This is a genomic window from Caldicellulosiruptor sp. DIB 104C, from assembly GCF_028198085.1.
In the GTDB taxonomy this organism is placed as follows: domain Bacteria; phylum Bacillota; class Thermoanaerobacteria; order Caldicellulosiruptorales; family Caldicellulosiruptoraceae; genus Caldicellulosiruptor; species Caldicellulosiruptor saccharolyticus.
In genome coordinates this window covers 1,362,776-1,384,385 of sequence record NZ_CP116337.1, presented here as the reverse complement: position 1 = coordinate 1,384,385, position 21,610 = coordinate 1,362,776, and the positions used below count along the sequence as shown (strand labels likewise).

Genomic DNA, 21,610 nt, shown 5'->3' with positions numbered 1-21,610 from the left:
TTATCCGCCGCGGGCGCAGGGTATTTGAGGGGAGCTGACCCTAGTACGAGAGGACCGGGTTGGACGGACCGCTGGTTTACCAGTTGTTCCGCCAGGGGCACGGCTGGGAAGCCAAGTCCGGATGGGATAAACGCTGAAAGCATCTAAGCGTGAAGCCCACCCCAAGATGAGATACCCCACACCGAAGAGGTGGTAAGGGTCCTGGTAGACTACCAGGTAGATAGGCCGCATGTGTAAGCGCTGTGAGGCGTTGAGCAAGGCGGTACTAATGACCCGAGGAGCTTGACCGATTGACACCAGTCTTACCCTATTCACTTGCGAGGCTGCTGAAAAGCAAGAGAATGATGAGAATAGAGAAGGAAACAAATCCGGTGGCGAAAGAGCGAGGGTAACACCCGTTCCCATTCCGAACACGGAAGTTAAGCCTCGCAACGCCGATGATACTGTGCTGGAGACGGCACGGGAAAGTAGGTGGCTGCCGGATTTTTTATTTTTAATAAGTGTGTTAAATGTTTAACAATTCTCATATTCTACTTAACCATCTTTACATATGGTAGCATATAAAAAATTCCTGTGTATGAGAATTCAATTTAATTCCAAGTTATTAAATCGAGAAATGGTTGTTACTAAGAATATAAGAGTTAAAAAAACGGTAATTAACATTGCTATTTTTGCATCTTGTAAATCAACACTGTTTGTAAGCAAAATTAAATTATATGGACTGAACTTCTTAAGTTTTTCAAACTGAGAGAGTAGAGCAGTAGAAAAAGAGGCTGCACATGCCAAAATTCCAGCTGAGATATTTTTCTTTGTAAAGCTGCTGAAAAGTAGTGTAATCGAAATCACAAACAGGTAATAAATACACAAAAGAAAATAAACAAGAATTGTATCGGAGATAGCAATTTTTTGTCCTTCAAAAAGAAGATTAGCGTAATATCGGTTGAGGAATAAGCCTACAAACAAGAAAAAGCAAACTGCAACTAAAAAATGTAGAAACTTTGCCATAACAATTTGAGATTTACTTGCACCTTTTGTGAGAGGAAAAACTATTTTTTGAGAATATATTTCCTCATTTATACTGCCTGCAGCAGTGAATATTACAAATAGCGTACCAATTTGAAAAAGATCTTTGATATAATTTGCCAATGCGTCTTTAGTCTTAAACTCAAATAGCTTGTGTATTAAATTGGCAGGAATCTTGTTACTAACAAAAGTTGGAAGAAGCTTTAACATTATTGGATCTAAGATAGAGAACAATATTATACCGGTTGCAAGAGCAATGTATTTATACTGTCTTATCCCTTCAATGAATTCTTTTTTAAAATATGCTTTAAATGTCGTCACTTTTTTCTACCACCCTTATGAAGATATCTTCCAGCGAGGGCTTTTTTAAATAAAAGGATAAGATGGGCTTATCTATCTGTGCCAATACTTTTATTAATTCTCTTTTTGCAATTTCAACATTGTTAACATAAATTGAGACTTTCCCGTAGTTGTCAATATCGATTTTTCGAATATAAGGAAACTGAGAGAATTTTTCTTCCAACTTGTTAGGAATACCTTCAAACTCAACACAAAAAACAGGTTGAATATATTGTTTTTGAAGGTTTTCTAAACTGTCACTGACAATTATTTTACCTTCATGCAATATTGTTACGTAGTCGCAAATTCTTTCAACATCGTTTAATATGTGTGTTGAAAAAAATACTGTAATTCCTTCTTCTTTCAAGGATCTTATATGTTCCAAAACTTCAGCTCTTCCTTCGGGGTCTAAAGAAGCGGTTGGTTCATCAAGAAGCAATAGTTTAGGCTTATTAAATATTGCGACAGCTATTCCAAGTCTCTGAAGCATTCCGCCTGAAAAAGTTGAGATTTTTCTTTTAGAAACGCTTGAAAGTTTTACAATCTCAAGGACTTTTTCAGTCCTCTTTTTAATAGTTCTACTTTCAAAATTGCAAATTTGTCCTATTAAGCTTAAATACTCAACTGGTGTGAGATAACCATAGAATACAGGGGTTTGAGGAAGGTATCCAATTTGTTTCACTATTACATTTTTGTTTGTCTTATAATCAAGATTCTCAAATAATATTGTGCCTTCATCAAAACTAATTAGTCCAGAGAGAATTTTCATTGTGGTTGTCTTACCTGCTCCATTTGGTCCAAGAAAACCATGGACAGTTGCAGGTTTTACTTCAAATGATATGCCTTTTAAAACTTTTACTTTTCCAAAGCTTTTGTGAAGATTTATCACTTTCAGCAAACTAATCACGCTCTCTTCCAAGTAACAAGTAAACTATAGGACCCACAAAGTTGAAAATAATTATTATTAGCGCCCACGTCCATTTTGGGAGATATTTTACTTTGTCATTTTTCAACTTAACAAGACAGAAAATCATAAGAACAAACTGCAGTACAATTACAGGTGTAAGCAATTTTAGCATTTCTTCTATATCCATATTTCCGAGCATCCCGAAACACTCCTTTTCAGTAAGTTGTTTTATTTTTATCTTTTAGAATTACCCTTGTGATAAGAAGATATATTATAAGACTGCTAGGAAAATTTAAAAGTCCAAATAAACCCCAGAGAAAATAGTATTTTTCGCCTCTGTTTTTAGCATCAAAGAATATATATACAGCCTGAGCCATCAATAAGAAGAATAAAATTATCAAAAGACCCATTGGTATTTTTTCATCAGAAAACTGCTGGACTAAAAAAAGCAAAAAGCTCAAGCAAATAGTAGCTGTAATGAGAAAAAATACAAATGTTTTATTAATCTTCATGTTCTCACACCTTTCTTCTTAGATATCAATGATGCAGGGATCAAAATCCATGGCAACAGCGTTTCGAAAAGTATCTGAAGCCTTATGAAAAATCCAAAACCATTGATGTTAATTAACAAAATATAAACGGAAAAAATAAGAAAACTCAAAAGCAAAAATAGTAGAAGATTAACCTTTTCCTGCTTTTTTACTTTTGCTTCTATTGCATCTTCAATGACTTTCTGGATATCTATCTTCACCAAAGGAAGTTTATTCATAGGCTCAAGTTTGTTTTTTAAAAGTTTCAACTTTTTTTCAAGCAAAGTATTATCGCAATCTATTTTTTCTGAAACTTTATTCTCTATTTCTTCATAGTATTTATCAATAATTAAATCTTGAATTTTTTCACTCTTTTTTGTTTTCACTTTCCAGCACTCCTTTCTTTTCAAGCTCTTTTACCAGAAACTTTATAGCAAAATGGAGCCTTGACCTTACTGTCCCGACAGGACAGTTTAAAATTTTGGCAATTTCTTTGTATTTATACCCATAAAAATGTTTTAAAATAAAAACAGCTCTGAGTTTATAATCAAGAGACAAAATAGCTTTGCAAATGTCCTTGTATTCACTATTTGATATGGCAGCATGTTCTGCGTCCTGCATGTAATCTTTATATGATCCATCCAAGTAGGTATATCTTTTATTTTTTCTCAAAAAGCTTTTATATACGTTTATAGAGATTTTTATAAGCCATGTCGAAAACTTTACATCTGGTGAGAACTTATCTATGTTTATGATAGCTTTTAAAAGAGTTTCCTGTACAACATCCTGGGCAAGATGATAGTCTGTAGTCATCTTTATCACAAAACCAGAAAGAATATTTAGATTATTTTCAATAAGCTTGCAGAGAGCCTCTTTATTTCCTTTTTTTGCCTCATCTATTAATCTTTTTTCATCCACTACCTATCACTCCTGCTGCAAATTAAACGCTCTGAAATATAAAAAAGTTCAAGGTGATTTGGATTACAAAAATATTAAAAAATCTTGTAAATTTGCTTATTAGTATTGATACCCATTTTTTACTGGGGTATGATTATAATTAGAAGGATAAACATTATGTAAAGGATGAACGAGGATGCTCAGGAAAATAATAGCAAAAGCCCTGATATTACTTATAATTTCATTAATAATAGCCCTTATTATCGAAAGCTTGTTTATGGCAGCAAGCGCTAAAAATTTAAACAAGTTGCCGGCTTCAGTTCAAAAAGCTTCAAAATCTGCAAAGCAAAATATCCAGAGAGAATTGGTTTTCCAGCAACAGGTTGATTTGAATTCAGATGCGCAGGTGGATACAATAAGCGTTTGGCTGGATAAAAACCAGAAAAAGTATGTACTGAGTGTAAACAGTAGCCTTTATCAACCAAAAGAAAATATTTTACAGGTATTTGTACCTGAAATAGTAGACATAGATAGCAGTGATCAATACAAAGAAATTCTGTTTCATTATAGTTCAAACAAGGGTGAAAAGTATGTGATTTTAGATTATAGAGGTAAAGCGCTTAAAGAACTTCTTAGCTCAAATTCAAAACCGCTCATTTTTGGAAATAAGGAAGTTATCGTTGAAGTGAATATGGACTTTTGGATAAAAAAAGAAAAATATGTCTTAAACCAGACACTTTCTGGTGTACGGACCTTAAAACTTTCTCCACAGGAGTTATACAATGTTGGTGTTTTTGCATATGTTAAAAAACCCTTTGTTTTATACTCTTACAGAGACCAAAAAAGCAAATTAACAATTACAAGGAAAGGAGAAAAGATAGAAATAGTAAGTTGCGACACTTCTAATTGGTTTAAAGACCAATCGAAGAAGAACAATAAGCTTTATGATTGGTACCTTATAAAAACAGAAAAAGGCTTACAGGGATGGGCAATGCTTAAAGATTTTATGAACTGCATTGAGATTATAAAGACTCAGGAGAAAGTGGGAAAGTAAAATATTTTTAAAAGGCCATTCGATTGTAAGAATGGTCTTTTTATTTTTTCAATGTAAAGATTTTATGGTATAATAAATACAAACTTTCACACCACACAGCTTATTAAAAAGGAAAGGTATATTAAAATGAAAAACATTGTCCTAACAGGCTTTATGGGAAGTGGCAAGACAACTATAGGGAGATTAGTTGCAGAAAAATTGAATATTGATCTTGTTGATACCGACTCTGAGATAATAAAAGAGTTTGGACTGACAATTGACCAGATATTCGAAATACATGGCGAGAAAAAATTTAGAGAATGCGAAAAAAGAGTTATTGAAAGAGTTTCAAAGCTTGAAAATGTCGTTATATCAACAGGTGGAGGGGTTGTTTTAGATCCTGAAAATGTAAAACTTTTAAGAAAAAATGGAGTCATTTATTTTTTGTACGCATCTCCTGAAAATATTCTAAAAAGATTAAAAGACGATAACACAAGACCCCTTCTGAAAAATGGTGACAAGCTTAGCACCATTATAAGACTTATGAACATAAGAATGCCGTTTTATAAAAACTGCGATTTTGAGATAAACACAGATATCCTAAGTCCTGATCTTGTAGCTGAGAAGATAATTTCAATCCATATGGCAAAGGAGAGTAAGAGATGACAAGGTTTGGACCAGCAGGTAACTCTCAGAGCTTTTACGATGCAGGGCACAAATCGAGTGTTGAAGTACCAAGATGGCTTTATTCTATTGGGCTTTCGGCATATGAATACCAGTGCAACAAAGGCGTAAACATTTCAAAGGAAAAGGCAAGACAGATAGGAGATGAAGCTAAAAAATACGATATACTTGTGTCAATTCATGCTCCGTACTATATAAACTTTGGCAGTCAAGAAGAAGAGAAATTGCAAAAGTCTAAAGAATATATTTATGAGTGCGTAGAAGTTGCAAAAGAAATGAGAGCAGAGAGAATTGTATTCCATCCCGGGTCTTGTGCAAAAGTTGACAGAAAAATTGCCTTTGAGACTGCCAAAAAAGCTATACTTGAAGTTGTAAATGTGGTGAAGGAAATGAAAGCAGAAGGAATTTTTTTATGTCCAGAGACAATGGGAAAGAAAAATAATCTTGGAAGTGTTGATGAAATAATAGAGATATGCAAAATAGACGAGATTCTTCTACCAACAATTGATTTTGGACACATTAATGCATTCACTGGTGGGGGGTTAAAAACCAGAGAGGATTTTGAAAATCTTTTAAAAAAATTCATAAACCAGCTTGGATACGAGAGAATGAGAAGATTTCACAGTCACTTTAGCAGAATTGAATATACATCCCAAGGAGAAAAAAAACATTGGAATTATGAGGACAAACAATATGAGCCGGACTTTGAGCCACTGGCAGAGGCTCTTGTTGAGCTAAAGCTTGAACCTGTCATCATCTGTGAATCAAAGGATTATATGAGTGAAGACGCACTTGTGCTAAAGAAAATTTACCATGAAATATTAGAAAAAAGGATGTGAGGTACAGGGTGAAGAAGATTCTAGTGATAAATGGGCCAAATCTAAACCTTTTAGGTATCAGAGAAAAAAATATATATGGTAACACAAACTATGATGAGCTTTTGGAGATGATATCAAAAAAGGCAATAGAGCTTAATCTAAATATACTCTTTTTTCAGTCAAATCATGAGGGTGAGATTGTAGATAGAATCCACAAAGCTCTTGATGAAAATATAGATGGAATAATTATCAATCCAGGTGCTTACACCCATTACAGTTATGCCATTCACGATGCAATAAAAGCTGTAAATATTCCAACAATTGAAGTGCATATTTCCAACATCTATGCAAGAGAAGAGTTTAGAAAAAGAAGTGTAATTGCACCAGCATGTGTAGGACAAATCTCTGGTTTTGGTATAAAAAGCTATATAATTGCACTTTACGCATTAAAGGAGATTTTAGTTTGATCTAAAAAAAGTTACAAAAGTGAGGGATATTATAAATGACTGACAAGAGAATTGAAAAGGTTTTTACAAGGGATGAAAAAGTAGAGGCGGTATTTATCACAAAAAAAGAAAATGTGAGATATCTTAGCAATTTTAAAGGAGATGAGAGTTTTTTACTTCTCACCAGAGATAAAAAAAAATACCTACTTACAGATTTTAGATACGTTGAACAAGCAAAAAAAGAGGTAAGTGAATTTGAGATTATCGACTATAAGGGAAAGCTTTATGAAGCCATTTTGGATATTCTCTCTCAGAATCATATAAATTCACTTTATTTTGAAGGATACAACCTTACTTTTTCAACATTTTCTGATATGAAAGAGAAGATAGGGGATAGAATTTATCCTCTTTCCTTCAGCATTGATGAAATAAGAGCTGTGAAAGATGAGGAAGAGATTGAACTTATAAAGAGAGCTATTGAGATAACAGATAAGGCTTTTGAGCATATTTTAAGATTTATAAAACCGGGCGTATCGGAATATGAGGTTGTTGCAGAGCTTAACCATTTTATATTGAAAAACGGAGCCAAAGGGTTTTCATTTGAACCAATTGTAGCATCTGGAAAGAGAAGTTCGCTTCCGCATGGCACAGCTACAAACAAAAAGATTGAGTATGGAGATGTAGTAACAATAGATTTTGGCTGCAACTATGACGGCTACATGTCGGATATGACAAGGACAATATTTGTTGGAAAGCCTGACGACTCGATGATTCGAATATACAATATTGTAAAAGAAGCTCAGCAAAAGGCAGAAGAATTTATAAAAGAAGGGATAAAATGTCTTGAAGTGGACAAAATTGCACGTGATTATATAGGTTCCTTTGGTTATATAGAAAAATTTGGTCATTCATTAGGTCATGGAGTGGGGCTTGAAATACATGAACTTCCAAGACTTTCGCCAAAGTCAGAAGCAATTTTGAAAGAAAATATGGTTGTAACAGTTGAACCAGGCATTTATCTTGAAGAGGTGGGTGGTGTAAGAATAGAAGATTTAGTCGTTGTGAAGAAAAATGGATGCGAAATTTTAACAGGCTCCACGAAAGAAATAATAATATTGTAGGTTTAAAGTAAAAAAAGAAAATGATGTATGTAACCTGCTAACAAAAACAAATGATGATAAGATGTTCAAGAGGGGGAATAGAAACATCCACAGTATAGCAAGCAAAATTCCAAGATTTTCTATTGCCAACTGTCAACTTTTTTGATATACTAAAAATAACAGTTAGAGGTGAGAATTTTTTAGTTTTTGAGCTGAGACGAGATGAGAATAGAAAAGATGAGAGGAGATGAGCTACAAGATGAATAAGGTGGCAAATATGCGCCCCGATAGCTCATCGGGGCTTTTTTGCTATCAAGGTGTAAGTATAAATATTCCTTCCTTTGAGGAATATATTGACAGTTCAGTTGACATATCTCATATTGATTTTGAGTCAATAGGGGAAGATTATTTCTACTTTGAAAATTCCCAAATACTGGCATTTTGCTATGATACTCTTTTGGTTATAAAGGTATTTGAAAACAGAATTGAGATTGAAGATGGTTTCAATAAAGTGGTTGAACATGAAGGGGTTTTAGAAAAGCTCAATAAAATCTTAACGTATTTGATTGAGAAAAATGCATTTATATCAGCGCGTTTTAATTACCATGCTATAAACTTGATAGAGGACATTTACTCGACTGATGAGCCATACATTGTGTTTACTATATACAAAAAGAATTTCATAGTTGACAAAAACTTAGGGAATGGCAAAGTGCTTGTTTCCAAAGGCTTTGAGTTCAAAGGGGAAAAATTTAACAAGTTCAATGGGAAAAACCAAAAAGTCACGAGCAAGGTTTTGTACAATACTCCAAGAGATTACTATATCAGTATAGTTAAACAAGCAAAAGAGGATATAAGAAACGGAGAAATTTTTCAGATTGTACTGTCTCAAGTGATAAAGATAAAAAGCGATATTTCAACAAACCAGCTCTTTTACACAATGAAGGAAAAGAATCCGTCTGAGTACTCTGTTGTAATAAATACCAAAGATGAGCAGATTATTTGTTTTTCACCAGAGACACTGATTAAAAAGGAGAAAAACATAGTAAAGACGTTCCCTATTGCTGGCACATATAGAATCAATGATGGCGATGATGTTGCACAAAAAAAGATAGAGATATTAAAAGACAAGAAAGAAATCAGTGAACATGTGATGCTTGTAGACCTTGCCAGAAATGATTTGGGGAGAATCTCAAAACCCGGCACAGTAAAAGTAGAGGAATATCTACAAATTAAAAAGCTTTATAACCTCATACACATCTACTCAGTTGTCACAGGTGAGCTTGAAGAGAAAAACCTTGTGAAAGCGATACTTTCAGTATTTCCAGCGGGCACGCTGACAGGTGCACCAAAGGTAAGAGCAATGCAGCTGATAGAGAAGTATGAAAGGCAAAGACGCGGACTTTATGGAGGTGCGATAGGTTACATCTTCAAAGATTGTTTTGACTTAGCAATTGCAATCAGGATGGCCATAAAGGACAAGAAAGAAGATACATTCCTACTTCAAAGTGGAGCGGGAATTGTTAATCTTTCTGTTCCTGATAATGAATATCAAGAGTGTTTGACCAAGCTAAGAGCATTTTTGAAAATTATGGAGGTGGATGAGAATGATATTGTTAATAGATAACTACGATTCATTTACATTCAATATTTATCAGATGATTGCAAGCAAAACCAAGGTAGTAGTTTTTAGAAACGATAAGGTTACAATTGAAACTATACAAAAACTAAATCCTGCAGGAATAATAATCTCACCAGGGCCAGGAAGCCCAAAAGTTGCAGGGATCTCGTCAGAGGTAGTAAAGAGGTTTGCGGGAGTAGTCCCAATATTGGGGGTATGTTTGGGACATCAGGTGATAGGTGAATGCTTTGGAGCAAGAGTTGTGCATGCCAAGTCAATATATCATGGGATGAGGTCTCGAGTTGACTTATTAGAAGCAGGTAAAAGAAGTCCACTTTACAAAGGTGTGCCAGACAGGTTCTTTGCAGGCAGATACCATTCTTTGGTTGTAGAAAAGACAGCATCATTGCAGGGACTTGAAATAGCAGCAGTAAGTGAAGATGGTGAGGTTATGTCAATTTTGAATGATGAGCTAAAAATATATGGAATTCAATTTCACCCTGAATCAATATTGACACCTGATGGGGAAAAGATATTACAAAACTTTTTAGATTTGTGTTATGGGCAGGTGAAAGAAGATGCTCAAAGAAGCGCTTGAGGTTATAACAGCAAAAAAAGATTTGGATTATGTCCAAGTAAAAAGACTTTTGGAAAGCATACTTGATGGCGAGCTTGATGAGATAAAGTTTGGAGCTTTTTTGGCAGCACTTAAAACAAAAGGAGAGACAAAAGAAGAAATTTCTGCTTTTGTCGACGCGTTTTATGAAAAGGCTCAAAAGATTGAATATACTCATCCAAAGACGATAGACACATGTGGGACTGGTGGAGATGGCAAAGGTACATTTAATATTTCCACTGCAAGTGCAATAGTTCTCAGCTGTTTTGATTTAAAGGTTGCAAAACACGGTAATAGAAGCATTACAAGTAACTCTGGTTCTGCAGATATTTTAGAAAATTTAGGCATAGATATCCAGGCACCACCTCAAAGAATTTTAGAAGGTTTGGAGAAGCACAATTTTGCGTTTTTATTTGCTCCCAAGTACCATCCAGCAACGAAAAAAGTAGCAACTGTAAGAAAGTCGCTTGGTATAAGGACAGTTTTTAACATCTTAGGTCCACTTTTGAACCCTGTAAGTTTGAACTATCAAGTTGTTGGTGCTTTTGATTTTGAAGCACAGGAAAAGATAGCTTCTGTTTTGAAAGGAAAAAGAAAAAGAGCAGCTGTTATTCACAGCCTTGATGGGCTTGATGAAATTTCGGTTTCACAGAAAACAAGAGTTTTAGAGTTGCAAGGTGATAATATCAAAGAATACTACATAGACCCAAAAGAGTTTGGTATAGAGTACAAGCTTGATGATATTAAGGGGTATACCCCGCAAGAGAATGCGAAAATTTTGATGAGTATTTTAAATGGTGAGGTTTCTGCTTATTATTGGGCAGTTGTTCTAAATTCTGCTTTTGCTCTTTATATTGCAGAGATTGCAAATGATATTGAAGAAGGCATTGCCTTGTGCCAAAGTGCAATAAAAAAGGGTGATGCTATGTTAAAGCTTAAAGATTTACAGCAACACTACAAAGTGGGGGCTTAAAAAAGTGAGTGTACTTGAAAAGATATTAGAGGTCAAGAAGAAAGAAGTCGAAAAGTGCAAACAATTAGTTCCAGTTGAAAAAATGAAAAAATTAGCTATTGAAAAATGCACTTCTACATCTTGTGAGAACAAGTTCAGGAATATCTTTAAAAAAGAGAATTTTTGTATCATTGGTGAAATAAAGCGTGCATCTCCATCTGAAGGTATAATTTCTGAAAAGGTTGATGTCAAAGGAATGGCAAAGCTTTACGAGAGCTTAGGGTTTTTTGCAATATCTGTGCTGACAGAAAAAAACTTTTTTAAAGGCTCTGAACAGGACTTGATGGATGTCAAAAGTGCTACTTCTCTTCCTATTTTGAGGAAGGATTTCATCATCGACATATGGCAGCTGTACCAGACAAAGATGATAGGTGCAGATGCCGCTTTGCTTATCACAAAAGCCTTGAATGAGAAGCAGCTTGGCATTTTTATAAAGGTGTTAGAGATTCTTGACATTGTTCCTCTTGTTGAAGTTGAAAACGAATATGAGATTGAAAAAGCTTTAAATTGCGGGGCTAAATTGATAGGGATTAATAACAGAAATTTGAATGATTTAACAATTGACCTTAAAAAAAACAGAAAGACTTTTAAAATATATTCCAAAAGATGTAGCAGTCATAAGCGAAAGTGGGATAAAATCAAGAGAAGACTTTGAGTATATCCGTTCTTTGGGTGTAGATGGCTGTCTTATAGGAACATCTTTTATGAAGACTCAAAATCCTGTTGAGATAATTGGTGAGAGAATATGATAGTGAAGTTCTGCGGAATAAGAAGAGAAGAAGATGTTGAGTACTGCAACATCTTAAATCCCACTATGATAGGTTTGATCTTTGCCGACAGTCCAAGGAAAGTTGAAAAAGACATTGCGAAGAAACTGCTGGCCATGAAAAATTCTTCTATAAAATCAGTTGGAGTTTTCAAGAACCAAACTCTCAGCGAAGTCTTAAGTATCAGTAAAGATTTAAAACTTGACTTTATACAACTACATGGCAGTGAAAGTATCGAGTTTATCACATGCTTAAAAAGCCAGGGTTTCAAGATTATTAAAGCAGTTGAGGTAGAGAATATAAATGACATTGAAAGATCAAAAATTTATAAGGACATAGCAGACTTTATTCTTCTCGACAGACCAAAAGGAAAGGATGTAGATATAATAAAGCTTGCAAAAAATGCCGATTTTGATTTTATCATTGCAGGGGGAATTACACCCGAAAATATTGAAAAATATCTTGCGCTCAATCCTCTTGGGGTTGATGTTAGTTCAGGGATAGAGACAAATGGATTTAAAGATTTTAACAAAATGAAAACTATCATGGAAAAATTAACAAAATGCAAGGTTGGTGAAGTTAAAAATGGATAGGTATTTTGGCAGGTTTGGTGGCATGTATGCACCAGAAACATTGATGCCGGCTCTTTTAGAAATAGAAAAAGAGTTTGTGAGACTAATCGAAGATGAAAATTTTAAATCTGAATATGAGTTTTATCTCAAAAATTATGTGGGAAGACCATCTCCCCTCTACTGGGCAAAAAATTTGAGTAAACACCTTGGTGTCAAGATATACCTAAAAAGAGAAGATCTGAACCACACAGGCGCTCATAAGATAAACAACTGTATAGGCCAAGCACTTTTAGCAAAGCACATGGGCAAGAAAAGACTCATTGCTGAAACAGGTGCAGGTCAACACGGTGTTGCAACAGCTACAGTTGCAGCACTTTTTGGCATGGAATGTGAGATATTCATGGGCGAAGAGGATGCAAAAAGGCAGTATCATAATGTGCAGAGAATGAAAATGCTTGGCAGCAGTGTCAGAGTAGTTGACAAAGGTAGCAAAACGTTAAAAGATGCTATAAACGAAGCAATGCGTGACTGGAGTGAGACATATGATTACACTTTTTATCTTTTTGGTACTGCTGCAGGACCACACCCTTTTCCAAGGATAGTAAGGTATTTTCAAAGTGTTATTGGCAATGAGACAAAAAAGCAAATTTTAGAACAGGAGGGAAGACTCCCTAACTATGTTTTTGCATGTGTGGGTGGTGGGTCAAACGCAATTGGTATTTTTTCTGCCTTTTTAGATGAGCCTGAGGTAAAGCTGATAGGTGTTGAAGGTGCAGGCGAAGGTGTGAATACCGGAAAGACTGCTGCAACACTTTGCAGCGGCTCTGTGGGCATCCTTCATGGTGCAAAGACGTATGTACTGCAGGATGAAGATGGCCAGATTTTAAATACACACTCAATTTCAGCAGGGCTTGACTATCCAGGGGTTGGTCCTGAACACGCTTACTTAAAAGAGGTAGGAAGAGTTGAGTATGTGGGAATAGAAGATGAAAAGGCAGTAGAGGCATTTTTGCTTTTGTGTAAGTTGGAAGGGATTATTCCTGCTTTAGAGAGCTCTCATGCCATTGCAGAGGTTGTAAGAAGGGCAAGAAATGGTATGTTCAAAAAAGACGATGTGGTTGTTATAAATCTTTCTGGAAGAGGAGATAAGGATATTGCTACTATTTTACAGTTTTGGAGGGAAGATTAAAGGTGAATTTGATTGATAAGAAATTTGAGGAGCTAAAAATGAAAGGGAAAAAGGCGTTTATAGGTTATACAACATTTGGCTATCCAACTAAGGAGGAAACTCTTGATTATATAAAGCTTATCTATTCATATGTAGATGTTTTGGAGCTTGGCTTTCCATTTTCTGATCCTATTGCAGATGGTGAGGTTATTCAAAGAGCGTCGGTTAAGGCCTTGAAAGAAGATGTAAAATTAGACCATCTTTTTTATAGCATTGAAAAGTTTAAAAAGGACAAGCCCATTGCAATAATGCTTTATGCAAATACAGTTTACAAAAGGGGAATTGAAAAGTTTTTCAAAGACTGCAAAGACTTTGGTGCAGATGCAGTGATTATACCTGATGTTTCGTATGAAGAAAGCGCTGAGTTTAAGGCTGCTTGCAGGGAAAATGGAGTACATTATATTGACCTTGTATCTATAAGCTCAATTGAAAGAGCAAAAATGATTGCAAAAACTTCAAAAGGGTTTGTTTACTGTGTTACAAGAAAAGGTGTTACAGGCTTTAAAGGCGAAATTGACAAAAGCATTTACGAACTATTAAGTGAACTAAAAAAAGTTACTTCAACACCTCTTGCTGTAGGGTTTGGAATCAAGAGCAAAGAAGATGTACTGAGGCTTAAAGGGGTAGCAGACGGCATTGTCATCGGAAGTGCTATTATAAATAAGATTGATGAGGGAAAGGAAGATTTAGTAAGTTTCTTAGAAACAATTAGAAGTGTTTTATAGAAAACAAAAACAATAGGGCTCCATATCAATTTTTTTGGCTGTTGATATGGAGCCCTTTTTTTTAAATCATTTCATATTCTCCCTAAACACACAAACACCATAATAGCCTTGTGGGCATGAAGCCTGTTTTCAGCCTCATCAAAAACTTTGGATTGAGGACCGTCAATAACCTCAGGAGTAACTTCAAAACCTCTATAAGCAGGAAGACAGTGCAAGAATATTGCATCCTCTTTTGCAAGTTTCATTAGCTCTTGAGTTACCTGGTAACCTTCAAAATCTTTTATCCTCTTTTCTTTTTCCTCTTCTTGCCCCATCGAAACCCACGTGTCTGTGTAGACAACATCTGCATCTTTTACAGCCTCTTTTGGATTGTCGGTAAATATAAGATTGCTACCACTTCTCTTTGCCTCATCTTTAGCAAAGTCAACAACTTCTTTTTTTATTTCATATCCTTTTGGTGTTGCCACTGCTATATCAAGTCCAAGTTTACTTGCACCTACCAAAAGTGTTGCTGCAACATTATTTCCATCGCCAATGTAGGCAATTTTCAAATCTTTTAGTCTTCCTTTTTCCTCAAAGATTGTCTGAAAATCAGCTATTATCTGAGTTGGGTGATAGTCATCTGTAAGACCATTTATAACAGGGATTGAAGAATACTTTGCAAATTCTTCAACCTCACTTTGAGCATATGTTCGAATTACAATCAAATCAAGATACCTTGACAAAACCTTTGCAGTATCTTCTATTGTCTCACCGCGGCCAAGCTGCAAATCATTTTTACTAAGATAGAGCGAGTATCCACCCAGCTGATTGATTCCCACCTCAAATGATACCCTTGTTCGTGTAGAAGCCTTAGTAAAAATCAAACCTAATGCCTTGTGTTTAAGGTAAGGAAAGAAAAAGCCTCTTTTTACTTCACTTTTTAGCCTACAAGCAAGGTCAACCAAGTACAATATCTCATCTTTTGTCAATTCATTTAAGGAAAGAAAATGTCTCATATTGTTTCATCCTTTCTCCTTTGAATAAATCATTTAAACAGTAGATATCTCTTTCAAGCTCATCAAGTGATGTCAGTACGTCTACATAGTAAGTTGCTGTATCAATTGAGGTCAGGGTAGTGATGCCAAACTCAACAGAAAGTCTTCGCATTTTGAACCCAAATTCGTAATTTGAATCTTTTGATGGAATGTTTATAATAAATGAAAATTTATCTTCCATTAGCATTTTTTCAGCAATTTTCTCATCTATAAACTGGACATTTAAACCTTTTACAATATTTTTCATACTTTCAGGCAGATATACTCTATAGTTTATTTCATACAGTTTTCTTATAATCTGCAAAATTGAATCTCTTTCACTCTCAGGTGCCATGATAAAACAACTACCCTCTTTTACAAACTTATGATTTGATGCAACAAAAGCTTTGTAAAGAGCAACCTTAAGATTTTTAGAAATTCCAAGTACTTCACCTGTTGATTTCATCTCTGGTCCTAAATACGCATCCACTTTCGAGAGTTTTGAGAATGAAAATACAGGTGCTTTTACTGCGAAAAAGTCAGGCTCTTTTACAAGACCAGTTCTGTATCCCAAATCTTTAAGTTTTTTACCGAGTATCAATTTTGTGGCAATCTTTATCATTGGAATTCCTGTTACTTTGCTCAAGATTGGCACGGTCCTGCTTGCTCTTGGATTTACCTCGATGACATATACATTTTCATCCTTGTCAATTACAAACTGGATGTTAAAAAGTCCAACAACTTTGAGGGCACGTGCAAGTTTTATTGTGTAATCAATAATCTTTTCTTTTACCCTTTCTGAAAGTGTATGAGGAGGGAAGACTGCCATGCTGTCACCTGAGTGAACGCCAGCTCTTTCAATATGTTCCATAATACCAGGGATTAAAACGTCTTCACCATCAGAAATTCCATCAACCTCTGCCTCTTTGCCAACGATATACTTGTCAATCAAAATAGGATGCTTTATAGAAATTTCCATTGCTGCTTTAATGTACCTTTCAAGTTCTTGTCTGTTATAGACTATTTCCATTGCCCTTCCACCAAGTACATAAGATGGCCTTACCAAAACAGGATAGCCAATCTGCTCAGCTACTTTAATTGCATCTTCTAAGTTGTAAGCAGAGCCGCCTTGAGGATAAGGTATCCCAAGAGATTTTAAAAGATTCAAAAATTTGTCTCTGTCCTCAGCGATGTCAATGCTTTCCATTGATGTTCCTAAAATCTTTACTCCATTTTTAGCAAGGTAAGAAGCCATATTGATAGCTGTCTGCCCACCAAACTGGACAATTACGCCCATAGGTTTTTCTTGCTTTATAATATCAAGTACGCACTCTTTTGTAAGAGGTTCAAAAAAGAGCTTGTCAGATGTGTCAAAGTCTGTTGAAACAGTTTCAGGATTGTTGTTTATTATTATTGCCTCAACACCTTCTTCTTTGAGCGCAAATATTGAATGCACACAGCAATAGTCAAATTCAATGCCTTGCCCAATTCTAATAGGACCAGAGCCAATAACTATTGCTTTTTTGTTTGAGCTAACTTGAAGGTCGGTTTCACTTTCATATGTTGAGTAAAAGTAGGGAGTTTTTGCCTCAAACTCACCCGCACATGTATCAACCATTTTAAATGAAGGTTTTAATTTACACTTTTCTCTTATTTCAATTACATCATCTACGTCTTCTTTTAGAAGGTTTGCAATATAAGAATCGCCAAAACCAAGCCTTTTTGCCTTTTTTAAAAGGTCGTAGGGCAAAGAGTCAAGGTCATACTTTTTAAGCTGTTTTGACACCTCTACAATATTTTTGAATTTTTGTATGAAGAACAAATCAATTTTGCTAAGCTCACTTAAAAATTTGGGATCATAGTTTCTTGCCAGTGCTTCACAAATTGCAAATACCCTTTCATCATTGGGGATTTTTATATACTCCAAAAGTTCATCATCTTTCATTTCCTCAAATTTTTTAAGTCCAAGCTGGTAATTTATTTTGACATCTAATGAATCAATTGCTTTTAAAAATGCTTCTTCAAATGTTCTTCCGATTGCCATTACCTCGCCTGTTGATTTCATTTGTGTTCCCAGTCTTCTATCAGCTTTTTCAAACTTGTCAAAAGGCCAACGTGGAACTTTTACAACTACATAGTCAATAGAAGGCTCAAAACTTGCATATGTGTTTTGAGTAATTGGATTTATTATCTCATCAAGTGTAAGACCTATTGCAATCTTTGCTGCGATTCGAGCAATAGGGTAACCTGTTGCTTTTGATGCTAAGGCAGAAGAACGGCTCACCCTTGGATTTACTTCAATAACAACATATTCCATACTGTTTGGATTTAGGGCAAACTGCACATTGCAGCCACCTTCAATTTTGAGACTTCTGATAATATTTAATGCTGCGCTTCTTAGCATTTGATATTCTTTGTCAGAGAGCGTCTGGGATGGAGCAACAACAATACTGTCACCTGTGTGAATTCCAACTGGGTCAATGTTTTCCATGTTGCACACAGTAATACAGTTGTCTTGACTATCTCTCATCACTTCGTATTCTATTTCTTTCCACCCAAGAACGCTTTGCTCAATCAAAACCTGATGAATTAGAGAAAGTTTCAAACCTTTACTTGCGATATATTTGAGTTCTTCTTCATTATGAGCGATTCCGCCACCTGTGCCACCAAGAGTATATGCAGGGCGGACAATTACAGGATACCCAACCTCTTTTGCAAATTCTAAAGCTTCTTCCACATTATGTGCAATGATACTCTTGGGTACTGGCTCGCCTATCTCAAGCATTGTCTTTTTGAAAAGCTCTCTGTCTTCTGCTTTTTTGATTGTTTCTAATGATGTTCCCAATAGTTTTACATTGTATTTATCAAGCACACCGGCTTCAGCTAATTCAAATGCCATGTTTAAAGCAGTCTGTCCGCCAAGTCCTGCCAAAAGTCCCTGTGGCCTTTCTTTTTTTATTATTTCTTCAATATAGTCAACAGAGATTGGCTCAATATACACTCTGTCAGCTATTTCAGTGTCTGTCATAATTGTTGCTGGATTTGAGTTGACAAGTACAACCTCTATCCCTTCTTCTTTTAAAGCACGGCAGGCCTGAGTCCCTGAATAGTCAAACTCAGCAGCCTGCCCAATTACAATTGGTCCAGAACCAATGATTAAAACCTTTTTTATATCTTCTCTCTTTGGCATCTTTTGCTACACTCCATTCAAAAGCTTTGTATATTGGTCAAAGATGTATTTTGAATCATGTGGACCAGGGCTTGCCTCAGGGTGGTATTGAACAGAAACAATTGGAAGGTCTAAATGAGCAAATCCTTCAACAGTTTTGTCATTGACATTTATATGGGTTATCTTTATTTTGTCATATTCTTTGTACTCAATTGCATAGTTGTGATTTTGTGAGGTAATGTAGACTTTGCCAGTTGTTAAATCTTTTACGGGATGATTTCCACCATGGTGACCAAATTTTAGCTTATATGTCTTAAGTCCTAAACAAAGGCCCAAAAGCTGATGTCCTAAACATATTCCAAGGATAGGCTTTTTGAGGCTTATAATACTTTTTAGAGTATCAAATATTTCTTCAAGATCAGTAGGATCACCCGGGCCGTTTGAAAATACAAATCCATCTGGATTTACTTTCATTACTTCATCAAGTGAAGCATTGTATGGAAAAACATACAGATCAAGTCCTCTTTTTGACAGCTCTCTTAATATATTCTGCTTTATTCCAAAGTCAAGGACGGCAACCCTCTTGCCATTTCCTTTTATTCTATACATTTCTTTAGTTGAGACTTCTTTTACTAAATGAGGTTTTTGATTCTTGTATTCTGCAATTTTATTCAAAAGAAGCTCTTTGTTATCAGTTTCTGTTGAAATTATTCCAAACATAGAACCTTTGTTTCTTATATACTCTGTAATTGCACGTGTATCAACTCCTTCAATTGCAACTATACCATGTTCTTTTAGATACTCGTCTAACGTCTTTTTTGATCTAAAGTTAGAAGGTGCTTTACATGCTTCTCTTACAATAAAACCTTCAACGTGAGGTTTGTATGATTCAACATCTTCATCGTTTATTCCATAATTTCCTATTAAAGGGTAAGTCATTGTGACAATCTGTCCATTATAAGAAGGGTCTGTGAGTACCTCTTGATAACCTGTCATACATGTATTGAAAACAACCTCACCAATTGTTTCACCTTCTGCACCAAGTGAGATTCCTTCAAATGTAAGTCCATCTTCTAAAACAAGTATTGCTTTCTTCATTTTCATTCTCCTTTTTGACTTTTTGTATATAAGAGTACCAAAATAACATCGTAACTTCAATACTTAAATATTGCCTGATAAAATTATATCTCAAAGTGAATAAAAATACAACAACAATTTTATTTTTATTCGAAGTTGACATTATAGTTTTTTATCCAAAAGTCAAGTTGTACAATATATCCAAAAAACTGAGGAAGTGTCATGAGCTGCCCAAACCATGGTTTTTCAAATGTAAAGTTAAGATTATCTAAAATTTCTTTGAGCTGCTCTTTATTGATAATTTCAAAAATTGGTGAAGGAGATTCTACAATCTTTTTGACTTTTTCACTTACATTTTTTAAATATCTTGGATTATAGGTTTTTGGATAAGGACTCTTTTTGCGATTTCTTGCAATTTCAGGTATTAAGCCTTCAAATGCACTTCTTAGAAGTCCTTTTTCTGCATTTTCGAGATATTTTACTTTCCACGGAATGTTGTAGAGAAATTCAACAAGTCTATAGTCTGCAAACGGGACTCTTACCTCAAGAGAGTTTGTCATACTCATTCTGTCTTTTCTGTTTAAGAGAGTGAGCATAAACCATTTGACGTTTAGATAATAGAGGATCCTTTGACTTAGTTCTTCTTCCGGATCAGATTCTGGTAAAATAATTTTTGAAATTGATTGCTGATATTTAGAATTTACATACTCTTTAAGCTCATCTTTTGAATATTTTTGAGACAGGAGTTTTAACCTAAAATCCAAGGATGGCGACCATGGAAAGGTACTTACATCTTTGTAAATGCTGTTCCAATACCATGGGTATCCGCCAAAAATCTCATCGGCACATTCACCGGAAAGAGCTACTTTTGCATATTTTCTCACTTCTTTTGTAAATAGCAAAAGTGATGAATCAATGTCGGCCATTCCTGGAAGATCATTTGCAACTGTGGCTTGATAAAGACTTTCTGAGAGTAAATCGTTGTCAATTTCAATTATGGTGTGTTCTGTTCCAATTTCTTTCGAAGCTATTTTTGCAAAGTCTGTATCAAGCGTGGGCTGAAACATATTAAAGGTGTAATACCGTTTATTTTCTTTATAATCAATGGAAAATGTCTTTAACGTTTTGCATTCTCTTTTTAAAGCTTTAGCAGCTACTGTTGTAATAATTGTAGAGTCAAGTCCACCAGATAAGAATGAGCAAATTTCAAAGTCAGATACAAGCTGTCTTTCAATTGCATCAATTACAAGACTTTTAACCATCTCTTTTATTTCATCAACATTTTTATCAATACTTTGAGGCTTTAATTCCCAATATTCTTTTATTGTTATACCTTTTGGATCATATATGACATAATGTGCAGGAGGCAGCTCTATTATATCTTTAAAAATAGCACAAAAGGGTGACCTTGCAGGACAAAGTCCTATAAGTTCATATACTCCTTCCTTGCCGACTACAGGAGAGATAAGAGGATGTCTCAAGAGTGCCTTGATTTCGGAAGCAAACAAAAAGTTACCATTTTTTAAAGAGAAAAACAGAGGTTTTACTCCTAAGTGGTCACGAGCTAAAAAAAGTTCCTTGGTAGTTTCGTTATAAACTGCGAAAGCAAATATCCCATTCAAATGTTTTACACACTCTTCTTTCCAGTGAATATATGATGTTAAAAGTACTTCTGTGTCAGAGTAAGAAGAGAATGTATAACCTTGAGTTTGTAATTCTTTTTTAAGCTCTGGGGTATTGTACAACTCTCCATTGTAAACTATGATATACTTTTGATTGTTGTGCTCTTTTACCATTGGTTGTTTCCCACCTTCAGGATCGATTATGGTAAGTCGCCTGTGACCTAAAAGAGCATTTTTTGAAAGATAAAAACCACCTTCATCAGGGCCACGGTGTAAGAGTACATCTGCCATATTTTTTATGATGTCATCACAGTTTGAAATGTCCTTCCAGTAACATACCCAGCCACTAATTCCACACATGATGTTCTCCTTGTGCGTAGCTTGAAAAAGAATTTCATTTACAATATA

23 protein-coding genes and 2 rRNA genes (1 of these 25 only partly in view) are annotated in these 21,610 nt (G+C 35.1%); 15 read left to right on the top strand and 10 right to left on the bottom strand.

Annotated elements, in window-relative coordinates; translation table 11 throughout:
* Together PGC14_RS07050 and rrf are read left to right on the top strand one after the other, a co-directional pair.
* Nucleotides 1–290, top strand: a 23S ribosomal RNA gene (locus PGC14_RS07050) (it extends 2,672 nt beyond the left edge of the window).
* A 77-nt stretch (nt 291–367) separates the two neighbouring features.
* Nucleotides 368–484 (top strand): 5S ribosomal RNA (gene rrf, locus PGC14_RS07045).
* A gap of 101 nt (nt 485–585) precedes the next feature.
* Here the strand turns inward: rrf and PGC14_RS07040 are convergent.
* Genes PGC14_RS07040 through sigY form a run of 6 tightly spaced genes read right to left on the bottom strand, consistent with a single transcriptional unit; the run spans nt 586 to nt 3,717 of the window.
* A complete protein-coding gene (locus tag PGC14_RS07040) occupies nt 586–1,344 on the bottom strand; it encodes an ABC transporter permease (protein ID WP_271628532.1) in 759 nt (252 codons plus the stop codon).
* Complete coding sequence (locus tag PGC14_RS07035) at nt 1,331–2,269, bottom strand: ABC transporter ATP-binding protein (protein WP_039764607.1); 939 nt, start codon at nt 2,267–2,269, stop codon at nt 1,331–1,333. The genes PGC14_RS07040 and PGC14_RS07035 overlap by 14 nt, the downstream gene beginning before the upstream one ends.
* Nucleotides 2,262–2,468 carry a PLD nuclease N-terminal domain-containing protein gene (locus tag PGC14_RS07030; protein WP_039764605.1) on the bottom strand — a complete coding sequence of 69 codons (207 nt, stop codon included), beginning with the start codon at nt 2,466–2,468 and terminating at the stop codon, nt 2,262–2,264. The genes PGC14_RS07035 and PGC14_RS07030 overlap by 8 nt, the downstream gene beginning before the upstream one ends.
* Before the next feature lie 16 nt (nt 2,469–2,484).
* Nucleotides 2,485–2,781 carry a hypothetical protein gene (locus tag PGC14_RS07025; RefSeq protein WP_039764603.1) on the bottom strand — a complete coding sequence of 99 codons (297 nt, stop codon included), beginning with the start codon at nt 2,779–2,781 and terminating at the stop codon, nt 2,485–2,487.
* Entirely contained in the window at nt 2,778–3,185 is a 408-nt protein-coding gene (locus tag PGC14_RS07020) for a hypothetical protein (protein ID WP_039764601.1), read from the bottom strand. Before PGC14_RS07020 ends, PGC14_RS07025 begins: the two co-directional genes overlap by 4 nt.
* Nucleotides 3,166–3,717, bottom strand: a complete 552-nt coding sequence (gene sigY, locus PGC14_RS07015) for an RNA polymerase sigma factor SigY (protein ID WP_039764598.1) — start codon at nt 3,715–3,717, stop codon at nt 3,166–3,168. The genes PGC14_RS07020 and sigY overlap by 20 nt, the downstream gene beginning before the upstream one ends.
* A 175-nt stretch (nt 3,718–3,892) precedes the next feature.
* Between sigY and PGC14_RS07010 the strand changes: the two genes are divergently transcribed.
* The 13 genes from PGC14_RS07010 to trpA all read left to right on the top strand — a co-directional run bounded on the left by PGC14_RS07010 (nt 3,893) and on the right by trpA (nt 14,318).
* On the top strand, nt 3,893–4,750 hold the full coding sequence (locus PGC14_RS07010) for a hypothetical protein (RefSeq protein WP_039764596.1): 858 nt from the start codon (nt 3,893–3,895) through the stop codon (nt 4,748–4,750).
* Nucleotides 4,751–4,876: 126 nt separating this feature from the next.
* Nucleotides 4,877–5,395 carry a shikimate kinase gene (locus PGC14_RS07005; protein ID WP_271628531.1) on the top strand — a complete coding sequence of 173 codons (519 nt, stop codon included), beginning with the start codon at nt 4,877–4,879 and terminating at the stop codon, nt 5,393–5,395.
* The gene (locus PGC14_RS07000; protein ID WP_271628530.1) at nt 5,392–6,252 is read left to right on the top strand and encodes a TIM barrel protein; all 861 of its coding nucleotides are present in this window, start codon (nt 5,392–5,394) and stop codon (nt 6,250–6,252) included. Before PGC14_RS07005 ends, PGC14_RS07000 begins: the two co-directional genes overlap by 4 nt.
* A gap of 8 nt (nt 6,253–6,260) precedes the next feature.
* Nucleotides 6,261–6,698, top strand: coding sequence for a type II 3-dehydroquinate dehydratase (aroQ, locus tag PGC14_RS06995; protein ID WP_271628529.1), 438 nt, complete (start codon nt 6,261–6,263; stop codon nt 6,696–6,698).
* A gap of 35 nt (nt 6,699–6,733) precedes the next feature.
* Nucleotides 6,734–7,798 carry a M24 family metallopeptidase gene (locus tag PGC14_RS06990; RefSeq protein ID WP_271628528.1) on the top strand — a complete coding sequence of 355 codons (1,065 nt, stop codon included), beginning with the start codon at nt 6,734–6,736 and terminating at the stop codon, nt 7,796–7,798.
* Nucleotides 7,799–8,036: 238 nt separating this feature from the next.
* Complete coding sequence (locus PGC14_RS06985) at nt 8,037–9,404, top strand: anthranilate synthase component I family protein (RefSeq protein ID WP_271628527.1); 1,368 nt, start codon at nt 8,037–8,039, stop codon at nt 9,402–9,404.
* Nucleotides 9,385–9,996 (top strand): anthranilate synthase component II, encoded by a 612-nt coding sequence (locus PGC14_RS06980; RefSeq protein WP_271628526.1) that lies wholly within the window; start codon nt 9,385–9,387, stop codon nt 9,994–9,996. The genes PGC14_RS06985 and PGC14_RS06980 overlap by 20 nt, the downstream gene beginning before the upstream one ends.
* Entirely contained in the window at nt 9,977–10,987 is a 1,011-nt protein-coding gene (gene trpD / locus PGC14_RS06975) for an anthranilate phosphoribosyltransferase (protein WP_271628525.1), read from the top strand. Before PGC14_RS06980 ends, trpD begins: the two co-directional genes overlap by 20 nt.
* 4 nt (nt 10,988–10,991) lie before the next feature.
* Complete coding sequence (locus PGC14_RS06970; protein ID WP_271628524.1) at nt 10,992–11,681, top strand: indole-3-glycerol phosphate synthase TrpC; 690 nt, start codon at nt 10,992–10,994, stop codon at nt 11,679–11,681.
* Nucleotides 11,623–11,775, top strand: coding sequence for a hypothetical protein (locus tag PGC14_RS13370; protein ID WP_271629866.1), 153 nt, complete (start codon nt 11,623–11,625; stop codon nt 11,773–11,775). The genes PGC14_RS06970 and PGC14_RS13370 overlap by 59 nt, the downstream gene beginning before the upstream one ends.
* Entirely contained in the window at nt 11,772–12,386 is a 615-nt protein-coding gene (locus tag PGC14_RS06960) for a phosphoribosylanthranilate isomerase (RefSeq protein WP_271628523.1), read from the top strand. Before PGC14_RS13370 ends, PGC14_RS06960 begins: the two co-directional genes overlap by 4 nt.
* Nucleotides 12,379–13,554, top strand: a complete 1,176-nt coding sequence (gene trpB, locus PGC14_RS06955) for a tryptophan synthase subunit beta (protein WP_271628522.1) — start codon at nt 12,379–12,381, stop codon at nt 13,552–13,554. Before PGC14_RS06960 ends, trpB begins: the two co-directional genes overlap by 8 nt.
* 2 nt (nt 13,555–13,556) lie before the next feature.
* Entirely contained in the window at nt 13,557–14,318 is a 762-nt protein-coding gene (gene trpA / locus PGC14_RS06950; protein ID WP_271628521.1) for a tryptophan synthase subunit alpha, read from the top strand.
* A 71-nt stretch (nt 14,319–14,389) separates the two neighbouring features.
* Here trpA and argF read toward each other — a convergent pair whose 3' ends face one another.
* From argF to asnB, 4 genes are all read right to left on the bottom strand, one after another.
* On the bottom strand, nt 14,390–15,316 hold the full coding sequence (gene argF, locus PGC14_RS06945) for an ornithine carbamoyltransferase (protein ID WP_011917733.1): 927 nt from the start codon (nt 15,314–15,316) through the stop codon (nt 14,390–14,392).
* Nucleotides 15,291–18,524 carry a carbamoyl-phosphate synthase (glutamine-hydrolyzing) large subunit gene (carB, locus tag PGC14_RS06940; RefSeq protein ID WP_271628520.1) on the bottom strand — a complete coding sequence of 1,078 codons (3,234 nt, stop codon included), beginning with the start codon at nt 18,522–18,524 and terminating at the stop codon, nt 15,291–15,293. Before carB ends, argF begins: the two co-directional genes overlap by 26 nt.
* 6 nt (nt 18,525–18,530) lie before the next feature.
* Nucleotides 18,531–19,601, bottom strand: coding sequence for a glutamine-hydrolyzing carbamoyl-phosphate synthase small subunit (gene carA / locus PGC14_RS06935; RefSeq protein ID WP_039764569.1), 1,071 nt, complete (start codon nt 19,599–19,601; stop codon nt 18,531–18,533).
* A 125-nt stretch (nt 19,602–19,726) separates the two neighbouring features.
* Entirely contained in the window at nt 19,727–21,562 is a 1,836-nt protein-coding gene (gene asnB, locus PGC14_RS06930; protein WP_271628519.1) for an asparagine synthase (glutamine-hydrolyzing), read from the bottom strand.
* Between the last annotated feature and the right edge of the window lie 48 nt (nt 21,563–21,610).

What these genes read in the sequence shown, in the direction of transcription:
- PGC14_RS07030 (WP_039764605.1), bottom strand. Translation starts at nt 2,468, where the DNA reads ATGCTCGGAAATATGGATATAGAAGAAATGCTAAAATTGCTTACACCT.
- PGC14_RS07025 (WP_039764603.1), bottom strand. Translation starts at nt 2,781, where the DNA reads ATGAAGATTAATAAAACATTTGTATTTTTTCTCATTACAGCTACTATT.
- PGC14_RS07010 (WP_039764596.1), top strand. Translation starts at nt 3,893, where the DNA reads ATGCTCAGGAAAATAATAGCAAAAGCCCTGATATTACTTATAATTTCA.
- PGC14_RS07005 (WP_271628531.1), top strand. Translation starts at nt 4,877, where the DNA reads ATGAAAAACATTGTCCTAACAGGCTTTATGGGAAGTGGCAAGACAACT.
- PGC14_RS07000 (WP_271628530.1), top strand. Translation starts at nt 5,392, where the DNA reads ATGACAAGGTTTGGACCAGCAGGTAACTCTCAGAGCTTTTACGATGCA.
- PGC14_RS06990 (WP_271628528.1), top strand. Translation starts at nt 6,734, where the DNA reads ATGACTGACAAGAGAATTGAAAAGGTTTTTACAAGGGATGAAAAAGTA.
- PGC14_RS06985 (WP_271628527.1), top strand. Translation starts at nt 8,037, where the DNA reads ATGAATAAGGTGGCAAATATGCGCCCCGATAGCTCATCGGGGCTTTTT.
- PGC14_RS06980 (WP_271628526.1), top strand. Translation starts at nt 9,385, where the DNA reads ATGATATTGTTAATAGATAACTACGATTCATTTACATTCAATATTTAT.
- trpD (WP_271628525.1), top strand. Translation starts at nt 9,977, where the DNA reads ATGCTCAAAGAAGCGCTTGAGGTTATAACAGCAAAAAAAGATTTGGAT.
- PGC14_RS06960 (WP_271628523.1), top strand. Translation starts at nt 11,772, where the DNA reads ATGATAGTGAAGTTCTGCGGAATAAGAAGAGAAGAAGATGTTGAGTAC.
- trpB (WP_271628522.1), top strand. Translation starts at nt 12,379, where the DNA reads ATGGATAGGTATTTTGGCAGGTTTGGTGGCATGTATGCACCAGAAACA.
- argF (WP_011917733.1), bottom strand. Translation starts at nt 15,316, where the DNA reads ATGAGACATTTTCTTTCCTTAAATGAATTGACAAAAGATGAGATATTG.
- carB (WP_271628520.1), bottom strand. Translation starts at nt 18,524, where the DNA reads ATGCCAAAGAGAGAAGATATAAAAAAGGTTTTAATCATTGGTTCTGGA.
- carA (WP_039764569.1), bottom strand. Translation starts at nt 19,601, where the DNA reads ATGAAGAAAGCAATACTTGTTTTAGAAGATGGACTTACATTTGAAGGA.
- asnB (WP_271628519.1), bottom strand. Translation starts at nt 21,562, where the DNA reads ATGTGTGGAATTAGTGGCTGGGTATGTTACTGGAAGGACATTTCAAAC.